We start from the raw sequence: 16,613 nt of genomic DNA on the forward strand, positions 1-16,613 counted from the left end.
CTAACGCTGGAACTGAAGCACGTTGCCCAGGTCGGTGCCGACCGCGAATCGTTTGGGATCGTGCGGATGGGCGGCGACCGAGGTCACCGGCTGGCCGACCTGCACGCCGCAGAATCTTCCACTGCCCGCGTCGACGATGTAGAGCTGTCCGGTGCTCGATGCGACGGCGAGCCGATTTCTTCCGACGCGTGCGAGGTCGTCGAGGAATCCGGGAAGCGGGGCGGTGAGGTCCGCGGCGACGGTCGTCCTGGCCGGCTCGGAGACGGGTACCCGCAGGACGCGACCGGTGAGGCTGGTCGTCATCGTGACGTAGAGGTTGTCGCCGATGACCGCTACGCCGTTGATGCTCGTCCCGTTGACGGTCGCCGTCGGCCTCAGATTCTGCGGTGCCCGTGCCGACCACGCGTGATCGATGGTCCCGTTGCGACGCAACCGCACAACCCCGCGCCAGGTGTCGCCGACGTACCCGAAGCCGTCGTCGTCGAAGGCCAGTCCGTTGGGCAGGCCAAGGCCGCGTGCAAACACTCGTGCCACCGGTTTGGGCGACTTCGGGTCGAAACGGTAGATCACACCGCTGGTCGTCAAGCCGGGAAGGCTGCTGGTGAACGAGGTGACGTACATCTGGCCGCCGGGTCCGGACCGCACGGCGCCCGGAAAGGGCACCGATACGCTGCCGACGACGCGTCCTGCGCGGTCCAGTCGTTGGACCGCGCTGCCCGCGGTGCGGGTCACCCACAACCGGCCGTCGGGGTCATAGCCGATGTTCTCGGCCCAATCGATCCCCGGAGTGCGGGGAGTCGAGGTCGCGATGAGCCGGACCGACTCGCATGTCGACGCGGCTGCGGGTCCGGCCGTGGCGGATCCGGCGCCCGCTGCCATGCCCACGGCACACGCCGCGATCGCTGTACGTCGAATGAGGTTCCGCACCGTGTGCTGCCTTCCGTTGACTGGACTGCAGAATAGGCACGCGCCGCCATATTATGCAACACTATGACGCTTAATGTGATGATGGATCGGATGAGCGAGGACGACGCGGGCCGGCCGCCAGGCCGACCACTCGAAGTGGACATCAGCCGTCGGGTCAACGACGCGGTGCTCCAACTGCTCGCCGACAAGGGCTACCACGGCTTGTCGATCAGCGACGTCGCCAAGCTTGCCGGCGTTCCGCGCTCGACCCTCTACCGTCGGCGGGAAACCACCGCGACCCTCAGCGTCCAGGCAATCAGTGCGGTGGTCCCCGCGGTCCACGACATCGATAGCGGTCAACCGCTCGACGACCTCGTCGCGTCGATCACCGACTTCGTCCGTCGTTTCACCGCCTGCGAGCACACCCCGGTGGTGATGGAACTGCACGCATTGGCGTTGCGCGACCAAGAACTGGCCAGGCTGACCGCCGCCTATCTCCGACCGCGCGGGGAAATCCTGGATCGCATGATCGCGCGAGCCCAGGCGGCCGGCGTGATCAATCCGGACATCGCCAGCGGCGTGGTCCGAGATCTCTTGATCGGTCCGCTGTTCTATCGGTGGCTGGTCCCTAAGCAGGCATTGGACGAGTCGGTCGTCGAAACCATCGTCGCCGGGGCGTTGCGCGGGGTCGCACCGCCCTGAGTCAGTCGTTCCAGATCGTCGCCGGATCGGTCGCGGCGCGCTGCGGCCCGGTCGGCGTCTGCGGTTGGGTGCGGGAGAAGCGCGGCGCCACCTGTGCCTGCATGACCCCGTCGATCTCGACGAGAGTGCCGCGCGCGGCCAGGTGCGGGTCCTGCGGCGCCTCGACGAAGTCGAGGATCGGCGAGACACACGCGTCGGTGCCGTCGAAGACCGCCGCCCATTCGTCGCGGGTCTTGGTCTTGAACACCTCGGTGAACTTGGCCTTCAGCTCGTCCCATTTGCCCATGTCCAGCTGGTGCGGCAGGGATTCGGGGTCGAGTTCGAGCCCTTTGAGGAGTTCGGCGTAGAACTGCGGCTCGATGGATCCGACAGCCATCCACTTGCCGTCGGACGTCTCGTATACCTCGTAGAACGGCGCGCCGGTATCGAGAAGATTCGCGCCGCGCTTGTCCTGCCACAGGCCGGTGCCGCGGAACGACCACATCATCTGTCCGAGCACCGATGCACCGTCGACCATGGCGGCGTCGATCACCTGTCCCTTGCCGGAGACCTGTCGCTCGACGAGGGCGGACAGGATGCCGATGACGAGGAACATCGAACCGCCGCCGAAGTCGCCGACCAGGTTGAGCGGGGGCGTCGGCTTCTCGTCGGCGCGGCCGATGGCGTGCAGCATGCCGGTCAGCGAGATGTAGTTCATGTCGTGGCCGGCGAGTTCGGCGCGCGGACCGTCCTGTCCCCAGCCGGTCATCCGGCCGTAGACGAGGCCAGGGTTGACCGCGGCCAGGTCGTCGGGGCCGAAACCGAGGCGTTCCATCACCCCGGGGCGGAAGCCCTCGATGATGGCGTCGGCCTTGGCGACCAGGTTGAGAATGGTCTCGCGGTCGGCGGGGTTCTTGAGGTTCGCCTCGACGACGCGGCGGCCGCGCAGCAGCGCGTCGGCGTTGCGGCCCTCCTGTGGCAGATCGCCCGGTCGCTGTACCCGGATGACGTCGGCGCCGAGGTCGGCGAGCAGCATCGCGGCGTGCGGGCCGGGGCCGATGCCGGCGAACTCGATGACGCGGATCGAACGCAGTGGGCCGGGCCGGCCGGAGTCGTGAGTCGCCGTCATTGCAGAGCCTCCAAGAGTTGCTGGCCGTGTGAGCACGGCCGATTCCAGTTCGGGTTGCCATCCAGCATTTCACACCAAGCGAACGCTCGGCCGAAGGTGGTCGGGACGGGTGATCGCCAGTACCGCCCGGCCGCGCACACGACTACACTCGGCCGAATGACTGATGCGCAGTTGGGGGCGCGAACGTCGACCGAAATCGCTGGCCACGATGTTCTCGTGCTGGTCCCGCTCGGCTCCACCGAGCAGCACGGCCCGCATCTGCCGCTCGACACCGACACGCGAATCGCGACCGAGGTGGCGCGTCGCGCCGCGCCGCGGATCGACGGGACCGTGCTCGTCGCGCCGCCGATCAACTACGGGGCGAGCGGCGAGCACGAGGGGTTCACCGGAACGATCTCGATCGGCACGGACGCGTTGCGTTCGCTGCTCGTCGAGTACGGCCGCAGCGCGTCCCGCTGGGCGTCGCGGCTCGTGTTCGTCAACGGGCACGGCGGCAATCTCACCGCCTTGGCCGACGCGGTGGTCCTGCTTCGCTATGAAGGCCGCGATGTCACCTGGTTCGCTTGTGCCCCGCCCGGCGGCGACCCGCACGCCGGACACGCCGAGACGTCGATCTTGCTGACGCTGGCGCCCGAGGTCGTCGACACCGGCGCCGCGGCGGCCGGCAGCACGGTCGCGCTGGCCCAGATCCTCGACGATCTGCGCACGGGAGGCGTCGCGGCCGTCAGCCCCAACGGTGTGCTGGGCGACCCCACGACGGCGAGTGCCGAGCACGGTGCGCGGATGGTCGAGGCGATGGTCGACGACCTCATCGCGTCGGCCGCCGCCTGGGCCCCGAACGAGCAGGGGCGGGTTCGGTGACGCCGACCGACACGGCCCTTCCCAAGGGCTTTCAGGCGCAGATCGACCTGCGGTGCGCACGCGACCGCGATTGGCGCCACCTCGTCGGGGGGGCGCCGACGAGGTTGTTGCGCCTTTCGGAGCGGGCGGCCGGGATGGTTTCGGCCGAGGGGCGGATCACCGTGCTCGACGATGCTTCCGGCGAGCTGGTCCGCACACTGCTCGACGCCAACGTCGCACACCCGCGCCCGATGTTCGGCCCGCACGACGAATCGGTGACCGTGGTGATCCCCGTCCGCGACAACCAGCCCGGCGTCGACCGGCTGCTCCGCGCGGTCCACGGGCTGCGGGTGATCGTCGTCGACGACGGGTCGGCCGCGCCGATCACGGTTCCCGAGGACGTGCGGCTGCTACGTTTCGACACCAACCGCGGACCGTCGGCGGCGCGCAATCACGGTGTGGCACAGGCGGATACCGAGTTCGTCATCTTTCTCGACTCCGATGTCGTCCCGCTCGCCACCCCGGGTGCTGCCGCCGATTGGGTCACCGCCCTGACAGCGCACTTCTCCGATCCCGCCGTGGGACTGGTGGCGCCACGGATCGTCGGTCTCCCAGCGGCCGAGCCGAACCTGGTCGAGCGGTACGAGGCGGGTTTCTCATCGCTGGACATGGGTCAGCGGGAAGCGGCGATCAAGCCCGGCAGCCGCGTGCCCTACGTGCCCAGCGCCGCGATGGTGGTCCGGCGCCGCGCGTTCACCGGGTTCGACGAGGATCTGCGCGTCGCCGAAGACGTCGACCTGTGCTGGCGGATGGCGGCACAGGGCTGGTGCTTGCGCTACGACCCGGTCGCCCGCGTCGCCCACGAACATCGGTCGACGCTGCCGTCGATGCTCGGCCGCCGCCGCTACTACGGCACGGGCGCGGCTTTTCTCGCCGACCGCCATCAGCGCAAGGCGGCTCCGCTGGCCATGCGGTGGCCGATCGCGGTCGCGGTCGTCGCGCTGCTGACGCGGACCCGGCTGGGATTGGCGGTCGGGCTCCTCGGCGCGGGCTACGCGGGGTGGGCGGTACGTCGGCGCCTGGGTGAGATGCCGGGGCGCGACCGGGTTGCTGCATCCCTCACCGGACAGGCCTTGGCGCACGGGCTCGTCCAAGCGGGCGGTGCGGTCTGCCGGCACTATTGGCCGATCGGGCTGGTGACGGCGCTGGTTTCGCGCCGGTTCCGCGTCCTGGCAGCGCAGGTGGCGGTGGTCGACGCCGTCGTCGCGTGGATCCGCCACGCGCAGGCCGCCGGCCGGTCGCCGAAGGTGGACCCGCTGTCGTTCCTGGTCCTGCGCCGCCTCGACGACCTGGCCTATGGCACCGGGCTGTGGCAGGGGGCGCTGGCTCAGCGCGACGCGACGGCCTTGCTGCCGGTCATCGGGCGATGATCGCCGACGTCCTGGTGGTGGGCGCGGGGAGCGCCGGTTGCGTGGTGGCCGAGCGCCTGTCGCGCAATGCCGATCGACGGGTGGTGGTGCTCGAGGCCGGACCCGAGGTCACCGGTGGCGATGTGCACCGCCTGGACCGGATGCTGCTCGGCTCGGTAGCTGCGCCGAGCCGGTACGCGCGGTGGTACCGGGCCGACCCGCCCGTCGTGCGCGGACGCGCGGTGGGCGGATCGTCGGTGGTCAACGGTGGGTATTTTCTGCGGGCACATCGCGACGACTTCGCCGAGTGGGGCGGACCGTTCACAATGGACGCGATCACCGCGGCCTACGACGAGCTGGACGGCGGGGTGCCGGGTGGTGCGCCCGCGGGGAGGATGTCGGTCGGCCCGGTGCGCGACGACGAGGTCGGGCCGTTGGTGCGGCGACTCGAAGAACGATGGGCGGCTGCGCCGCCGGGTCCTTGGCCGGGGGTCGGGATACAGCGGGTTCCGGTGAACCGGTGCGACGGGCAACGGTGGAGCGCGGCCGACGCCTATCTCGCCCCGGCGGGGGACCGCCCGAATCTGACGGTCCGCGCCGACTGCTCGGTATCCCGGCTGGTCGTCGAGAGCGGCAGGGTCGTCGGAGTGGTGTTGTCCGGCGGTGAGCAGGTGCGCGCCGGTGAGGTCGTCGTCTGTGCCGGCGGGCTGGGCAGCGCGGCGTTGTTGATGCGCAGCGGTGTCGTCGACGGGTCGTTGCCGGCCTTCGAGCATCGTGAAATCTTGGTGCGCTACGCGCCGGCGGTGCGCCCAGAGCCGGCCCCGGTTCTACTGCCCAGTGTGGCGCACACCGCCGACGGTTCCGAGATCCGTTGGTACGCCGATGATTTCGCGCGATTCATCCCGGGTCTGGCCTCCTCGACCGCCGTCGTGGGGGTTGCGCAGATGCATCCGCCGCGGCCGGGGGAGCTGCGGTGGGACGGGGAGCGGCTGGACGTCGAGCCGGCCGGGATGCGCGTCGACGAGGTCAGTGCGGCGGTGGCCGAAGTCGTCGAGGCGTTGTCGTCGGCGGAGCTGGCCGATGTCGTCGTCGACGGGTCCGTCGCGGTCGATCCGGCGGTGGGTACGTCGCAGCACGGCTGGGGTGCCATGGCGATGGGGGAGCGGACCGACTGGTTCGGCGCCGTCGACGGGGTGGCCGGGCTGCGGATCGTCGACGGGTCGATCCTGCCGAACGTGAGCAGTGGTCCGCACGCGACCGTCATGATGGTCGCGATCGTCATCGCGGACGCCCTGAGCTAACCAGTCCCGCGCGGTTTCGCCTATCCCTCATCGATCGATGACGGATCGGCGAAACCATGCTGGATCGAGGATCAGGCCGGTGTGACCCAGGTGGTGATGTCGCAGTGCACGACCTCGTCGCCGTTGGTGTCGCGGACCGCGATGTTGACGACCACGTCGCGCCCCTCAGTGAGCGAGTCCCAGTTGATCGGCTCGGCCAGGCGCGCCTCGGCGGTCAGTCGCGTCTTGGCCTTGGCCAGGTACTGCGTGTGCATCTCCTTGGGGATCCACCGATGCGTCGTCGGGGTCGTCGCCTCCATCAGCATCCCCATCGCCGTCTCGGCGAGGTTGCACGCCGCGATCGCGTGGAAGGTGCCGAGATGGTTGTGGACGCCGAACCAGTTGGGGGCGGTCACCTTGCAGTAGCCGGGCTCCATCTCCTTGACCAGGGGCAGGATGGTGCCGAAGTACGGGACTTTGGCGACCATGCCGACGGAGAAGAGGGCGTTGCCGACGGTGTTCTTCGGGAGTCGGCGGCGCAGGGCGTAGGTCGCGCTCGGGCGCGGGTTCGCATCAGACATGCGAGCTATCTTACTCCATAGTAAGATCGTTGGAGTAGGCTACTCGGCCGTGGTCGCCTGAGTCTGTGGGCGGATTGAGGCGTCGTCATCTTCGTTGTCCGAAATGCTAGGTTGGGTGCCACGAAAACGGACAAAAAGCATGCAAGGGGGACCCGTGTCAGGTGATTTCGTTCTCGATCCCAGTGCAATCACAGCCGCAACGGCGGAGGTTTCGGAGTGTGCTTCGCGGCTGATGGCGCTGTCGGTGGATGGTGCTTCGACCTTCGACCTGGCGGGCAAGTTCACGGGTGCGACGGCCGACATGGGTGGCGCTGGCGAGGTGGCGAACCAGAAGATCCAGACGACGTTGTCGAATGCGTCGGGCACGGTCGCCGCGTTTTCCGAGGCGGTGGACGGCGCCAAGAACACGACCGAGCAGACCGACCAGCGGAGTTCTGATCAGTTCAAGGCGTTGACGCCGTACCCCGCCTACCAGAGCGAATAGGACGACGTCTCGATGCCTCCGAGTTACAACGAGGTGATGGGCTGGCAGCCCGGTTCGCTGGGGGATGCCGCAACGGCCTTGGGCACGCTGCAGTCGACTGTCCACACCGAATCGTCTGAGGCCGGCGATCCTGTGCGCGATATCGAGCCTGCGGAATGGAAGGGCAAGGCCCGAGGCGCTGCGGATGCGCGGGCCGAGGCTCTGACGCGCTGGCTTCGCGGTGTGGCCGCCGAGTTCGGTGAACTCGTGACGGCGCTCAACGACGGGGAGAGGAACATCCGCGATGCGCGGACGGCGCTGCGCAACCGCACGACGCAGGCTGCCGGCGAGGGGTACATCTTGCAGCAGGCGAGTCGCAGTTACCAAGTCGACTTCGACGCCTCTCGTGCGGAAGACGAGGATGCGGAGTTTGACGCCAACACCGCCCATCAGCATCAGACCGCACTGCGCCAGTTGGGTGAGGCGGCCGACCAGGCGGTTACCGATACGCGGAACGCCATCAATGCGGCCCTCGGAGAACTAGGGGTAATGGCCCCGTCCAGTCTGGCGGCCAACCGGGGCGCCGTGGACCCGAGGCTCGCGGCTGAAGATAAGAAGGCCGTGGAGAACGGGACGGCTACGCCTGCGCAGTTCGCGCGATACTTGCGGGCCATTACTTTCACGCCGGAGCAGCTTGAGAGGATCGCGGCGGGAGATTTTAGTGGAATCAGCCCGTCGCGGCTCAAGTATTGGGAAAACCTGGGTTATAGCAAGGAAGACTTGCCAGGGCTTGCTGCATCGGGGGCGCTCTCGGCTATCAATAAAGACGCGACCATGCTAGCCAAGAATACTGATAGTTACCGGCATCGCTCAAAGGTCCATCAAGGAGCCGGTCCTAACGGGGTGGCTAGAGTCAACCAGGTTGCGAAGGTGCTGGGACGTGGGACTTTCGTCGCCGGGTTCGCATTGACCGCCTACAGCGAATGGGACCAATATGATCAGGGTAAGCAAGACGGCGGAGATATGGTCGCAGGTACGGCTGGAGGGATTGGTGGGGGTCTCGCTGGCGCTGCAGCGGGAGCCGCCTTAGGCTCGATGATTGCTCCAGGGATCGGAACTGCGATTGGTGCTGGAATTGGCGGTGCACTCGGGAGTGATTTCGGCTCTAAGGGAGTCAAATTCATTAAGGGTCTGTTTGGATGAGGATCGTTTGATGACTCGTTGTCCGAAGAATTCGAGATATGTCCGCGATAGAAGCAAGAAGGAGGATCTTGTGCGAGAGTCATCAAGTCGGAAGGGAAATCCAGGACGACACCGGCGGAAGCCGGAGTCGATCACGACTGAGGCTCGGCGGCTTGAAGATTTCCTCGGCGAGGACTTGTCAGAACGCTTGAAAGTCCTGGTGATCTCCTTACCTTCCTTGGTTACATTCATGCTCGGGTTGATCGCTGGCGGCAAAGTCTTACCATGATAGGAGAAACAGAGTCGTGCGGCGGGCCCTAGTATGATTTACGTAGTCGAGCATGTGGTCGCCAACTACGGCGGCGACCCTCAGCTTCGCGCCAACACTTCAGAGTTGGACTTCGCGCTGCCGTCGGCGTGGTATGACTTGGGTGTCGGAGAGGCTCACCGGTATATGGCGAGTCGCGTGTTGTTGCGATCGTCGGAGCCGACCCCACCGTTTGTGCCGAATGTCGCGATCCAGTACATCAGTTTGGGGATTACCGAGGTGATACGTGTCGGTGAGCTGGATACGACGATGGATCTGCATGCCCTTGATGCTGAGGTGATCGACCATGAAGTCCGCTGCGGCGGCTATCTGTGCGTCGACACCGGAACGTACTCCACGGATGGGTTCGAAGTAAAGACCCGCCGGTCACAGTTGACCTACTCGGTGCCGGGTGATTCGATGTTGGCGATCCTCACCGCCACCGCGGCTCTCGATGGGTGGGACGCAGTGGAACTTGAAATTGCGACGATGGAGGACGGGTGGCTCACGGCGACGATTCCGACAGATGGTTCCGACTGAAGACGTATTTCACGGGGCGGTTCTCAGCGCTGGTGACTTATCCGATTTTGGCCTTTGCGGTTGGATTCTTGATCAGCTATTTTCTTTAGATAGAGCGAGTAATGATTTCGGCGAGCGGTTTCACACCCGACCGGTTTCTTTCATACGCCACAGATCGGTGCGGGGTTGACGAAACGATACGGAGGCGTGTCGGGGGAGCTGGTTTCATCCCCAGTGCAGTCACTGCTGCCTTGGCGGAGGTGTGTCGGAATGTGCTTCGCGGCTGATGGCAATGTTTCGACCTGGCGGCCAAGTCCACTGCGTGTGACGGAGATTTTGTGAAGGGCTGGTTCAGTTGATGTCACCCGATAGAACTCGACGCCGGGGGGCCAAGCCACGACACCTGGCGAGGTCGAGGGCGGAGTCGTGGGGGGCTCGTCATCTACCGCCACAGCGCGGCCTGGCCAAGTACGTGGATGAAACCCAAATTGATCTGCTCGTATGGAACCTGATGTGCGGCTGCTCCGGCATTGCTTTTCTGGCCGGTCTCATTGCCGGTGACAAGGTGTCCCAGTGGTAATCGTCTCGGCCGATCGAGTGGGTCCATGATTTACGTGATGGAGCATGCGATCGCCAATTATGGGAGTGTCGCGACGCTGCGGGCATCGACGCCGGAGTTGGACTTCGTTCCTCCGTTGGCTTGGTATTACCTTGGTGTCGAGGAGGCTCATCGGTATATGGCGAGTCGGGTGTTGTTGCGTTCGTCGGATCCACCGCCGCCATTTGTGCCCAATGTGGCGATTCAGTACTTCAGCTTGGGTATCACTGAGGTGATACGGGTTGGTGAGCTGGACACGACGATGGATCTTCAAGCGCTCGGCGCCGAGGTTGTCGACCATGAAGTCGGCCGCGACGGGTATCTCTGCGTCGACAGTGGCACCTACTCCGCTGATGGGCAGGATTTACAGGTGCGTCGGTCGCAGTTGACCTATTCGGTCCCGGGCGATTCGATGCTGGCAGTCTTCACCGCCACCGCGACCGTCGATGAGTGGGGTGCAGTGGAGCTTGAGATCTCGACGATGGAGGACAGTTGGCTCGCGGTGACGATCCCGACAAGTGGTTCAGACTGAGAACCTATTTCACCGGCTGGTTCTCGGCACTGGTCACCTACCCGATCATCTCCTTCACGCTCGGGTTCCTCATCACCTATTTCTTCTAGCGAGGTCCCCTAGTAGCGAAAGTTGCCGCAGCCCGCTGGCGAGGCGTCCGTTTCGTCGGGCTTCGCGGGCGGAACTCGGTGACGGGAAACGTTGAACTCGCGCCACGACGAACTGTCGTCGTGGTTCCGGTGGAAGCGCCACATCGCGCAGGCCCGGGCCGGCTCGGGGAGCCGGTCCAACTGTCCGTACGCGTCGGACGAGAGGCCGCCCAGGTACCAGGCGTCGATCTTCTCGACGGACGTCGCGCGGTCGATGTTGGTCTTGGCGATGAACCGGTCGGGGTTGATCAGCGCGAACGCGAGCGCGCTGAACACGGTGAGGAGCACCAGGCGTCGGACGAGGGGCCGGGCGTCGAAGTTCAGGCCGACAGCAGCCAGCGCGATGATGACGGCGGCCAGGAAGACCTCGAAGTAGAGGCCGAAGATCCGGTCCTGCGTCGCACCGTAGGCGTTGATGTACCGCTCCATTCGGAGGAACGCGGAGACGACGACGAGCAGCGTCGCCGCGAACAGCCCGCCGAATAGGATGCGTGCGGTCCGGCGCTGGCGCTCGTCATGGCGATCGATGAACCACCACGCCGCGGTCGCCACGATGATGACCAGCAGGGTCACGACGAGCAACTGCCAGAAGCCGCGCACCGCGTACTGCGAGTAGGTGAGGTTGGCGGTGCGCTGCACGTAGTCGTCGCCGCCGAACAGCGCGCGGGCCTGCATGGCGAGGAACAGCACGAACAGGGCGAGCAGCGCGCCGATCGGCACGGCCCAGGCCCACACCGGCGGGTAGCGGCGTTCAGTCGGTTCCGGATAGGTGAACTGCGCGTGCGCCAGGAGCGTTCCGGTCAGCGTCACCCAGGCGATGAACACCCCCGCGACGATCGCCGCGATGAAATCGCCCGAGAAGGGGTTGGACAGGTCGAAGTCGACGAGCTTGCCGAAGGTCGGGTCGGCGCTGGCGAACAGCGAACCGAAGATCAGTAGGAGCAGCAGTGTCACCAGGGCGACGGCGCCGCCGAGCAGTGCGACGCGCACCCGCGACGCCGACGATCGCGACGCCGGACGGCGACGTCGAAACGGCTCGCCCAACGCGATGAACGGTGCGACGAGCGGCGACAGGGCGGCGAACAGCACGCCGGTGAGGTTGTGGGCCGACGTCAGCAGCAGCAAGGTCGCGCAGACGGCGACGAAGAGGCTGATGCCGTTGACCCAGCCCGCGTCGAGGAACAACGGAACGAGCAGCAACCCGGCGATGCCCGCGGTCAACGGAATCCAGTACGACCGCTGACGTGCGCGGATCTCGGCGGGGGCGGACGCGATGATCAGAGCCAGGACCGCCAAGCCCGTGACCGTGGTGCCCAGGCCGGTCTCGTCGATCCGCCAGAAGATCGCGCCGATCACGCCGGCCACCCCCGCGGCGATCAATGCCGCGTAGGGCAACGGCGACGTGTTGGCCCGCTGGGAGATCTCGGACTGTGGCCGCGGCGGGATGGGTGGCGGCGCGTACTGAGGGGTCGGTCCTGCGTAGGTCATCGGTGTCCTTGTCGTCGGCGACGGTTTGCGTCGGGAAACGATCGAATCACGATAACGAAGGGATGGTCGGATTGGTTCCGACGACCTGATCTGGGCACGGTCGGCGGGAAAGTGGGCACGGTCGGCGGGAATGTGGGCACGGTCGGCGGGAAAGTGGGCACGGTCGGCGGGAAAGTGGGCACGGTCGGCGGGAAAGTGGGCACGGTCGGCGTCAGGAGGGGGAGACGAGGAACCGTTCGCGCAGGTGGGCTTGGGCGTCCGCGTCGATGCCCAGCGCCTCGTCGAAGTAGCGGTCGATCGTTCCGTAGTCGTCGGCGACCTGCGCGAAGGAAGCGGCGAGATAGGTCTCGTCGACGCCGAGCAGGGCCCGCAGCAGCTCCGGATTGCCGCCGGCGTCGGCGAAGCGGGCGAACAGCGGCCGCAGCGCGGGCAGGAGCCGGTCGTTGGTCAAGAGGTAGTCGCGATAGATATCGGCGCGCTCGACGCCCATGAGATGCAGAAAGGTGGCAGCGGCCCAGCCGGTGCGGTCCTTGCCGGTGGCGCAGTGGAACAGCATCGGCGCCGGCTCATCGGTGAGCAGGTGGGTGAAGAAGCCGCGGAAGGCGCGTTTGGCGCTGTCGAGTTCGACGAACGCGCGGTATCCGCGGACCATGAGATCGCGCGCCTGTGCCGTGGTCATCTGCTCGGACATCGCGCGGGCGACCTCCGGATCCTCCAGCAGGGAGTGCAGGTTCGCCGGCATCGACTCCTCGGCCACATCGGCGAGGACGTCGAGGACGACCTGCGTAGCCCCGGGGAACGCCGGATCGGGAGAGGCGGATCGCTCCTTCTCGGTGCGCAGGTCCACGATCGTCTTCAGGCGCAGGCCGGTGAGACCGGCCGCGTCGTCGGCGTCCAGCGCCGCGAAGTCGTTGGCCCGGAACACCGTGCCGGGCCGCACGACCCTCCCGTCGGCGGCGGCCCAATGGCCGAGGTCGCGGAAGTTGGCCACGGACGGGAACGGACTGGGGGCGCCGGGGGCGGTACGCGCGGGCATGATGCCCACGTTAGGGCACGTGCGGCCCGGCCGAGACACCGCCGCCGGCGAGTACGCCCGAGGCGTCTCGACGCGATTTGGAATGCCCGGCGGGGATGGTGCATACTTGTCGGGTTGCCTTGATCGGGCAGCGCGGTTCACTGCGGTCTCGATCATGGGAGCCGATACTCGTGTTCACCGCGGGAATCGAGCGTGTAACGCGCGGGGGATCATCCTCCGCGGCCCGACACGCCCGACCGCGTGGACCGGATGGCAAGACCCGTCGCCGATCTCACCGGCGACACGTACAACGACAGATGAACAGCGTCGATCCGCGGCCATAGACCGCGGACTGTGATCGCCGAGTTGCCGGTGCCCACATGCGTGCGTTCGTCTGTCGAGAACAACTGACGGAAGAGGACCAGCGTGGCGGGACAGAAGATCCGCATCAGGCTCAAGGCCTACGACCACGAGGCGATCGACGCTTCGGCGCGCAAGATCGTGGAGACCGTGACCCGTACGGGTGCACGGATTGTCGGCCCGGTGCCGTTGCCCACCGAGAAGAACGTGTACTGCGTCATCCGCTCGCCGCACAAGTACAAGGACAGCCGCGAGCACTTCGAGATGCGCACCCACAAGCGACTCATCGACATCCTCGACCCGACGCCGAAGACGGTTGACGCGCTCATGCGCATCGACCTGCCGGCCAGCGTCGATGTGAACATCCAGTAGGCGAGGGATTCGAGCAATGACGAATCAGAGCAGCACGAAGGGTCTGTTGGGCACCAAGCTCGGCATGACCCAGGTGTTCGACGAGAACAACCGAGTTGTCCCGGTGACCGTGGTCCAGGCCGGACCGAACGTGATCACCCAGATCCGCACCGCCGAGCGCGACGGTTACACCGCCGTGCAGGTCGCCTACGGGGCCATCGACCCCCGCAAGGTGACCAAGCCGGTCGCGGGCCAGTTCAGCAAGGCCGGGGTCACCCCGCGCCGCCACGTCGCGGAGATCCGCGTCGCCGACGCGAGCGAGTTCGAGATCGGTCAGGAACTGACCGCCGAGCTGTTCGCCGATGGCGCGCTGGTCGACGTGACCGGCACCTCCAAGGGCAAGGGCTTCGCCGGCGTCATGAAGCGCCACGGCTTCGCCGGCCTGGGTGCCAGCCACGGTGCGCACCGCGTGCACCGCGCGCCGGGCTCGATCGGTGGCTGCGCCACCCCGGGCCGCGTGTTCAAGGGCATGCGCATGGCCGGCCGGATGGGCAACGACAAGGTGACCACGCAGAACCTCACCGTCCACAAGGTGGACACCGAGGCCGGTCTGCTTTTGATCAAGGGCGCGATCCCCGGCCGCAAGGGCGGCATCGTGGTCGTGCGTGATGCCGTGAAGGGTGGTGCAGCCAAGTGAGCACCGAGACCAAGACCAACCTGAAGCTGGACGTCAAGACCGCCGACGGCAAGACCGACGGCAAGGTCGAGCTTCCCGCGGAGATCTTCGACGCCCCGGCGAACATCGCGTTGATGCACCAGGTCGTGGTGGCCCAGCAGGCCGCCGCGCGCCAGGGCACCCACTCGACGAAGACCCGCGGCGAGGTCCGCGGCGGTGGCGCCAAGCCGTACCGCCAGAAGGGCACCGGCCGTGCGCGTCAGGGTTCGAACCGGGCGCCGCAGTTCGCCGGCGGTGGCACCGTCCACGGCCCGCAGCCGCGCGACTACAGCCAGCGCACCCCCAAGAAGATGAAGGCCGCCGCACTGCGCGGCGCCCTCTCCGACCGGGCGCGCAACGACCGCATCCACGTGATCACCGAATTGGTCAGCGGCCAGACGCCGTCGACCAAGGCGGCCCGCAAGTTCCTGGAGCTGCTCAGCGACCGTCGCAAGTTCCTCGTCGTGCTGTCACGCGAGGACGACGCCGCCTGGCGCAGCGTCTCGAACCTGCGCAACGTCGCGCCGATCGCGCCGGACCAGCTGAACACCTACGACGTGCTGGACTCCGACGAGGTCGTGTTCACCGTCGAGACGCTGAACGCCTTCATCGAGGGCAACCAAGGCAAGAAAGAGGAGGCCTAGGCATGGCTACGCACGCAGATCCGCGTGACATCATCCTGGCGCCGGTGATCTCGGAGAAGGCCTACGGGCTGATCGAGGACAACGTCTACACCTTCCTGGTGGCGCCGTCGTCGAACAAGACCGAGATCAAGATCGCGGTCGAGAAGATCTTCGACGTGAAGGTGGCGAGCGTGAACACCGCGAACCGTCAGGGCAAGCGCAAGCGCTCCCGCGGCGGCTTCGGTCAGCGCAAGTCGACCAAGCGCGCGATCGTGACCCTGGCCGAAGGCAGCAAGCCGATCGAGATCTTCGGGAGCCCGGGCGCGTAGGCGGCCGGAACCGGAGACGAGTAGAGGACTTTGACTCATGGCAATTCGTAAGTACAAGCCGACGACACCGGGTCGTCGCGGTGCGAGCGGCGCGGACTTCGCGGAGGTCACCCGTGATCACCCGGAGAAGTCGCTGGTGCGCCCGCTGCACGGCCGCGGAGGCCGTAACGCGCACGGACGCATCACCACGCGCCACAAGGGTGGCGGGCACAAGCGCGCCTACCGGCTGATCGACTTCCGTCGCAACGACAAGGACGGCGTCAACGCCAAGGTCGCGCACATCGAGTACGACCCCAACCGCACCGCGCGCATCGCGCTGCTGCACTACCTGGACGGCGAGAAGCGCTACATCATCGCGCCGAAGGGTCTGAACCAGGGCGACGTCGTCGAGAGCGGCCCCAACGCCGACATCAAGCCGGGCAACAACCTGCCGCTGCGCAACATCCCGACCGGTACGGTCGTGCACGCGGTGGAGCTGCGCCCGGGCGGCGGGGCCAAGATGGCCCGCAGCGCCGGCGCCTCGATCCAGCTCCTCGGCAAGGAGGGTCCGTACGCGACCCTGCGCATGCCGTCGGGTGAGATCCGCCGCGTCGACGTGCGCTGCCGCGCCACCGTCGGCGAGGTCGGCAACGCCGAGCAGAGCAACATCAACTGGGGCAAGGCCGGCCGTATGCGGTGGAAGGGCAAGCGCCCGACCGTCCGCGGTGTCGTCATGAACCCGGTCGATCACCCGCACGGCGGTGGTGAGGGCAAGACCTCCGGTGGCCGTCACCCGGTCAGCCCGTGGGGCAAGCCCGAGGGCCGCACCCGTAAGAAGAACAAGGCGAGCGACAAGCTCATCGTCCGGCGCCGTCGCACCGGCAAGAACAAGCGATAACAGGAGGGAGTTAGAGAATGCCACGCAGCCTCAAGAAGGGCCCGTTCGTCGACGACCACCTCCTCGCGAAGGTGGACGCGCAGAACGAGAAGGGCACCAAGCAGGTCATCAAGACCTGGTCGCGCCGCTCGACCATCATCCCCGACTTCATCGGTCACACCTTCGCCGTCCACGACGGTCGCAAGCACGTGCCGGTGTTCGTCTCGGACAACATGGTCGGCCACAAGCTGGGCGAGTTCGCCCCGACCCGTACGTTCAAAGGTCACATCAAGGATGACCGGAAAGCGAAGCGCCGGTAAC

Annotated in this window: 19 protein-coding genes; 14 read left to right on the plus strand and 5 right to left on the minus strand. The window is 66.7% G+C overall.

The genetic code is table 11. From position 1 onward, the window contains the following. Positions 1–927, minus strand: coding sequence for an SMP-30/gluconolactonase/LRE family protein (locus tag GOARA_RS01375; RefSeq protein WP_007320484.1), 927 nt, complete (start codon positions 925–927; stop codon positions 1–3). Between the two features lie 63 nt (positions 928–990). Between GOARA_RS01375 and GOARA_RS01380 the strand changes: the two genes are divergently transcribed. Then, a complete protein-coding gene (locus GOARA_RS01380) occupies positions 991–1,608 on the plus strand; it encodes a TetR/AcrR family transcriptional regulator (RefSeq protein ID WP_007320485.1) in 618 nt (205 codons plus the stop codon). Position 1,609: 1 nt separating this feature from the next. On the opposite strand, the gene GOARA_RS01385 is transcribed toward GOARA_RS01380, so the two are convergent. Continuing rightward, positions 1,610–2,716, minus strand: a complete 1,107-nt coding sequence (locus GOARA_RS01385) for a CaiB/BaiF CoA transferase family protein (protein ID WP_007320486.1) — start codon at positions 2,714–2,716, stop codon at positions 1,610–1,612. Between the two features lie 156 nt (positions 2,717–2,872). Between GOARA_RS01385 and mftE the strand changes: the two genes are divergently transcribed. The 3 genes from mftE to mftG are packed head-to-tail and all read left to right on the plus strand — an operon-like array spanning position 2,873 to position 6,266. Next, positions 2,873–3,577 carry a mycofactocin biosynthesis peptidyl-dipeptidase MftE gene (mftE, locus tag GOARA_RS01390; protein ID WP_040521391.1) on the plus strand — a complete coding sequence of 235 codons (705 nt, stop codon included), beginning with the start codon at positions 2,873–2,875 and terminating at the stop codon, positions 3,575–3,577. Next, positions 3,574–4,986 (plus strand): mycofactocin biosynthesis glycosyltransferase MftF, encoded by a 1,413-nt coding sequence (gene mftF, locus GOARA_RS01395; protein WP_007320488.1) that lies wholly within the window; start codon positions 3,574–3,576, stop codon positions 4,984–4,986. The genes mftE and mftF overlap by 4 nt, the downstream gene beginning before the upstream one ends. After that, positions 4,983–6,266: a mycofactocin system GMC family oxidoreductase MftG gene (mftG, locus tag GOARA_RS01400; protein ID WP_007320489.1), complete on the plus strand. Its 1,284-nt coding sequence runs from the start codon at positions 4,983–4,985 to the stop codon at positions 6,264–6,266. The genes mftF and mftG overlap by 4 nt, the downstream gene beginning before the upstream one ends. Before the next feature lie 71 nt (positions 6,267–6,337). On the opposite strand, the gene GOARA_RS01405 is transcribed toward mftG, so the two are convergent. Continuing rightward, positions 6,338–6,826 carry a hotdog fold domain-containing protein gene (locus tag GOARA_RS01405; protein ID WP_007320490.1) on the minus strand — a complete coding sequence of 163 codons (489 nt, stop codon included), beginning with the start codon at positions 6,824–6,826 and terminating at the stop codon, positions 6,338–6,340. 139 nt (positions 6,827–6,965) lie between these two features. On the opposite strand from GOARA_RS01405, the gene GOARA_RS01410 reads away from it, so the two are divergent. The 4 genes from GOARA_RS01410 (at position 6,966) to GOARA_RS01425 (ending at position 10,427) form a co-directional block, all read left to right on the plus strand. Next, entirely contained in the window at positions 6,966–7,310 is a 345-nt protein-coding gene (locus tag GOARA_RS01410) for a hypothetical protein (protein ID WP_007320491.1), read from the plus strand. A 36-nt stretch (positions 7,311–7,346) separates the two neighbouring features. Then, on the plus strand, positions 7,347–8,492 hold the full coding sequence (locus GOARA_RS01415) for a hypothetical protein (protein WP_245548327.1): 1,146 nt from the start codon (positions 7,347–7,349) through the stop codon (positions 8,490–8,492). A 301-nt stretch (positions 8,493–8,793) separates the two neighbouring features. Beyond that, positions 8,794–9,318, plus strand: coding sequence for a hypothetical protein (locus GOARA_RS01420; protein ID WP_007320493.1), 525 nt, complete (start codon positions 8,794–8,796; stop codon positions 9,316–9,318). Between the two features lie 584 nt (positions 9,319–9,902). Then, a complete protein-coding gene (locus GOARA_RS01425; RefSeq protein ID WP_007320494.1) occupies positions 9,903–10,427 on the plus strand; it encodes a hypothetical protein in 525 nt (174 codons plus the stop codon). 98 nt (positions 10,428–10,525) lie between these two features. Here the strand turns inward: GOARA_RS01425 and GOARA_RS01430 are convergent, their stop codons facing one another. Further along, entirely contained in the window at positions 10,526–12,043 is a 1,518-nt protein-coding gene (locus tag GOARA_RS01430; protein WP_007320495.1) for a DUF4153 domain-containing protein, read from the minus strand. Positions 12,044–12,254: 211 nt separating this feature from the next. Beyond that, a complete protein-coding gene (locus GOARA_RS01435; protein WP_007320496.1) occupies positions 12,255–13,079 on the minus strand; it encodes a tyrosine-protein phosphatase in 825 nt (274 codons plus the stop codon). Positions 13,080–13,484: 405 nt separating this feature from the next. Here GOARA_RS01435 and rpsJ point away from each other — a divergent pair, with 405 nt between their 5' ends. Genes rpsJ through rpsS form a run of 6 tightly spaced genes read left to right on the plus strand, consistent with a single transcriptional unit; the run spans position 13,485 to position 16,612 of the window. Continuing rightward, on the plus strand, positions 13,485–13,790 hold the full coding sequence (rpsJ, locus tag GOARA_RS01440) for a 30S ribosomal protein S10 (RefSeq protein WP_007318892.1): 306 nt from the start codon (positions 13,485–13,487) through the stop codon (positions 13,788–13,790). A 16-nt stretch (positions 13,791–13,806) separates the two neighbouring features. Next, positions 13,807–14,466 (plus strand): 50S ribosomal protein L3, encoded by a 660-nt coding sequence (gene rplC / locus GOARA_RS01445; protein WP_007320497.1) that lies wholly within the window; start codon positions 13,807–13,809, stop codon positions 14,464–14,466. Then, positions 14,463–15,128: a 50S ribosomal protein L4 gene (gene rplD / locus GOARA_RS01450; protein ID WP_007320498.1), complete on the plus strand. Its 666-nt coding sequence runs from the start codon at positions 14,463–14,465 to the stop codon at positions 15,126–15,128. Before rplC ends, rplD begins: the two co-directional genes overlap by 4 nt. Before the next feature lie 2 nt (positions 15,129–15,130). Then, a complete protein-coding gene (gene rplW / locus GOARA_RS01455) occupies positions 15,131–15,436 on the plus strand; it encodes a 50S ribosomal protein L23 (protein ID WP_007320499.1) in 306 nt (101 codons plus the stop codon). Positions 15,437–15,473: 37 nt separating this feature from the next. Then, positions 15,474–16,313 carry a 50S ribosomal protein L2 gene (rplB, locus tag GOARA_RS01460; protein ID WP_007320500.1) on the plus strand — a complete coding sequence of 280 codons (840 nt, stop codon included), beginning with the start codon at positions 15,474–15,476 and terminating at the stop codon, positions 16,311–16,313. Between the two features lie 17 nt (positions 16,314–16,330). Next, complete coding sequence (rpsS, locus tag GOARA_RS01465) at positions 16,331–16,612, plus strand: 30S ribosomal protein S19 (RefSeq protein WP_006367915.1); 282 nt, start codon at positions 16,331–16,333, stop codon at positions 16,610–16,612. The last annotated feature ends 1 nt before the right edge of the window (position 16,613 follow it).

It is taken from the genome of Gordonia araii NBRC 100433 (genome assembly GCF_000241265.1).
In the GTDB taxonomy this organism is placed as follows: domain Bacteria; phylum Actinomycetota; class Actinomycetes; order Mycobacteriales; family Mycobacteriaceae; genus Gordonia; species Gordonia araii.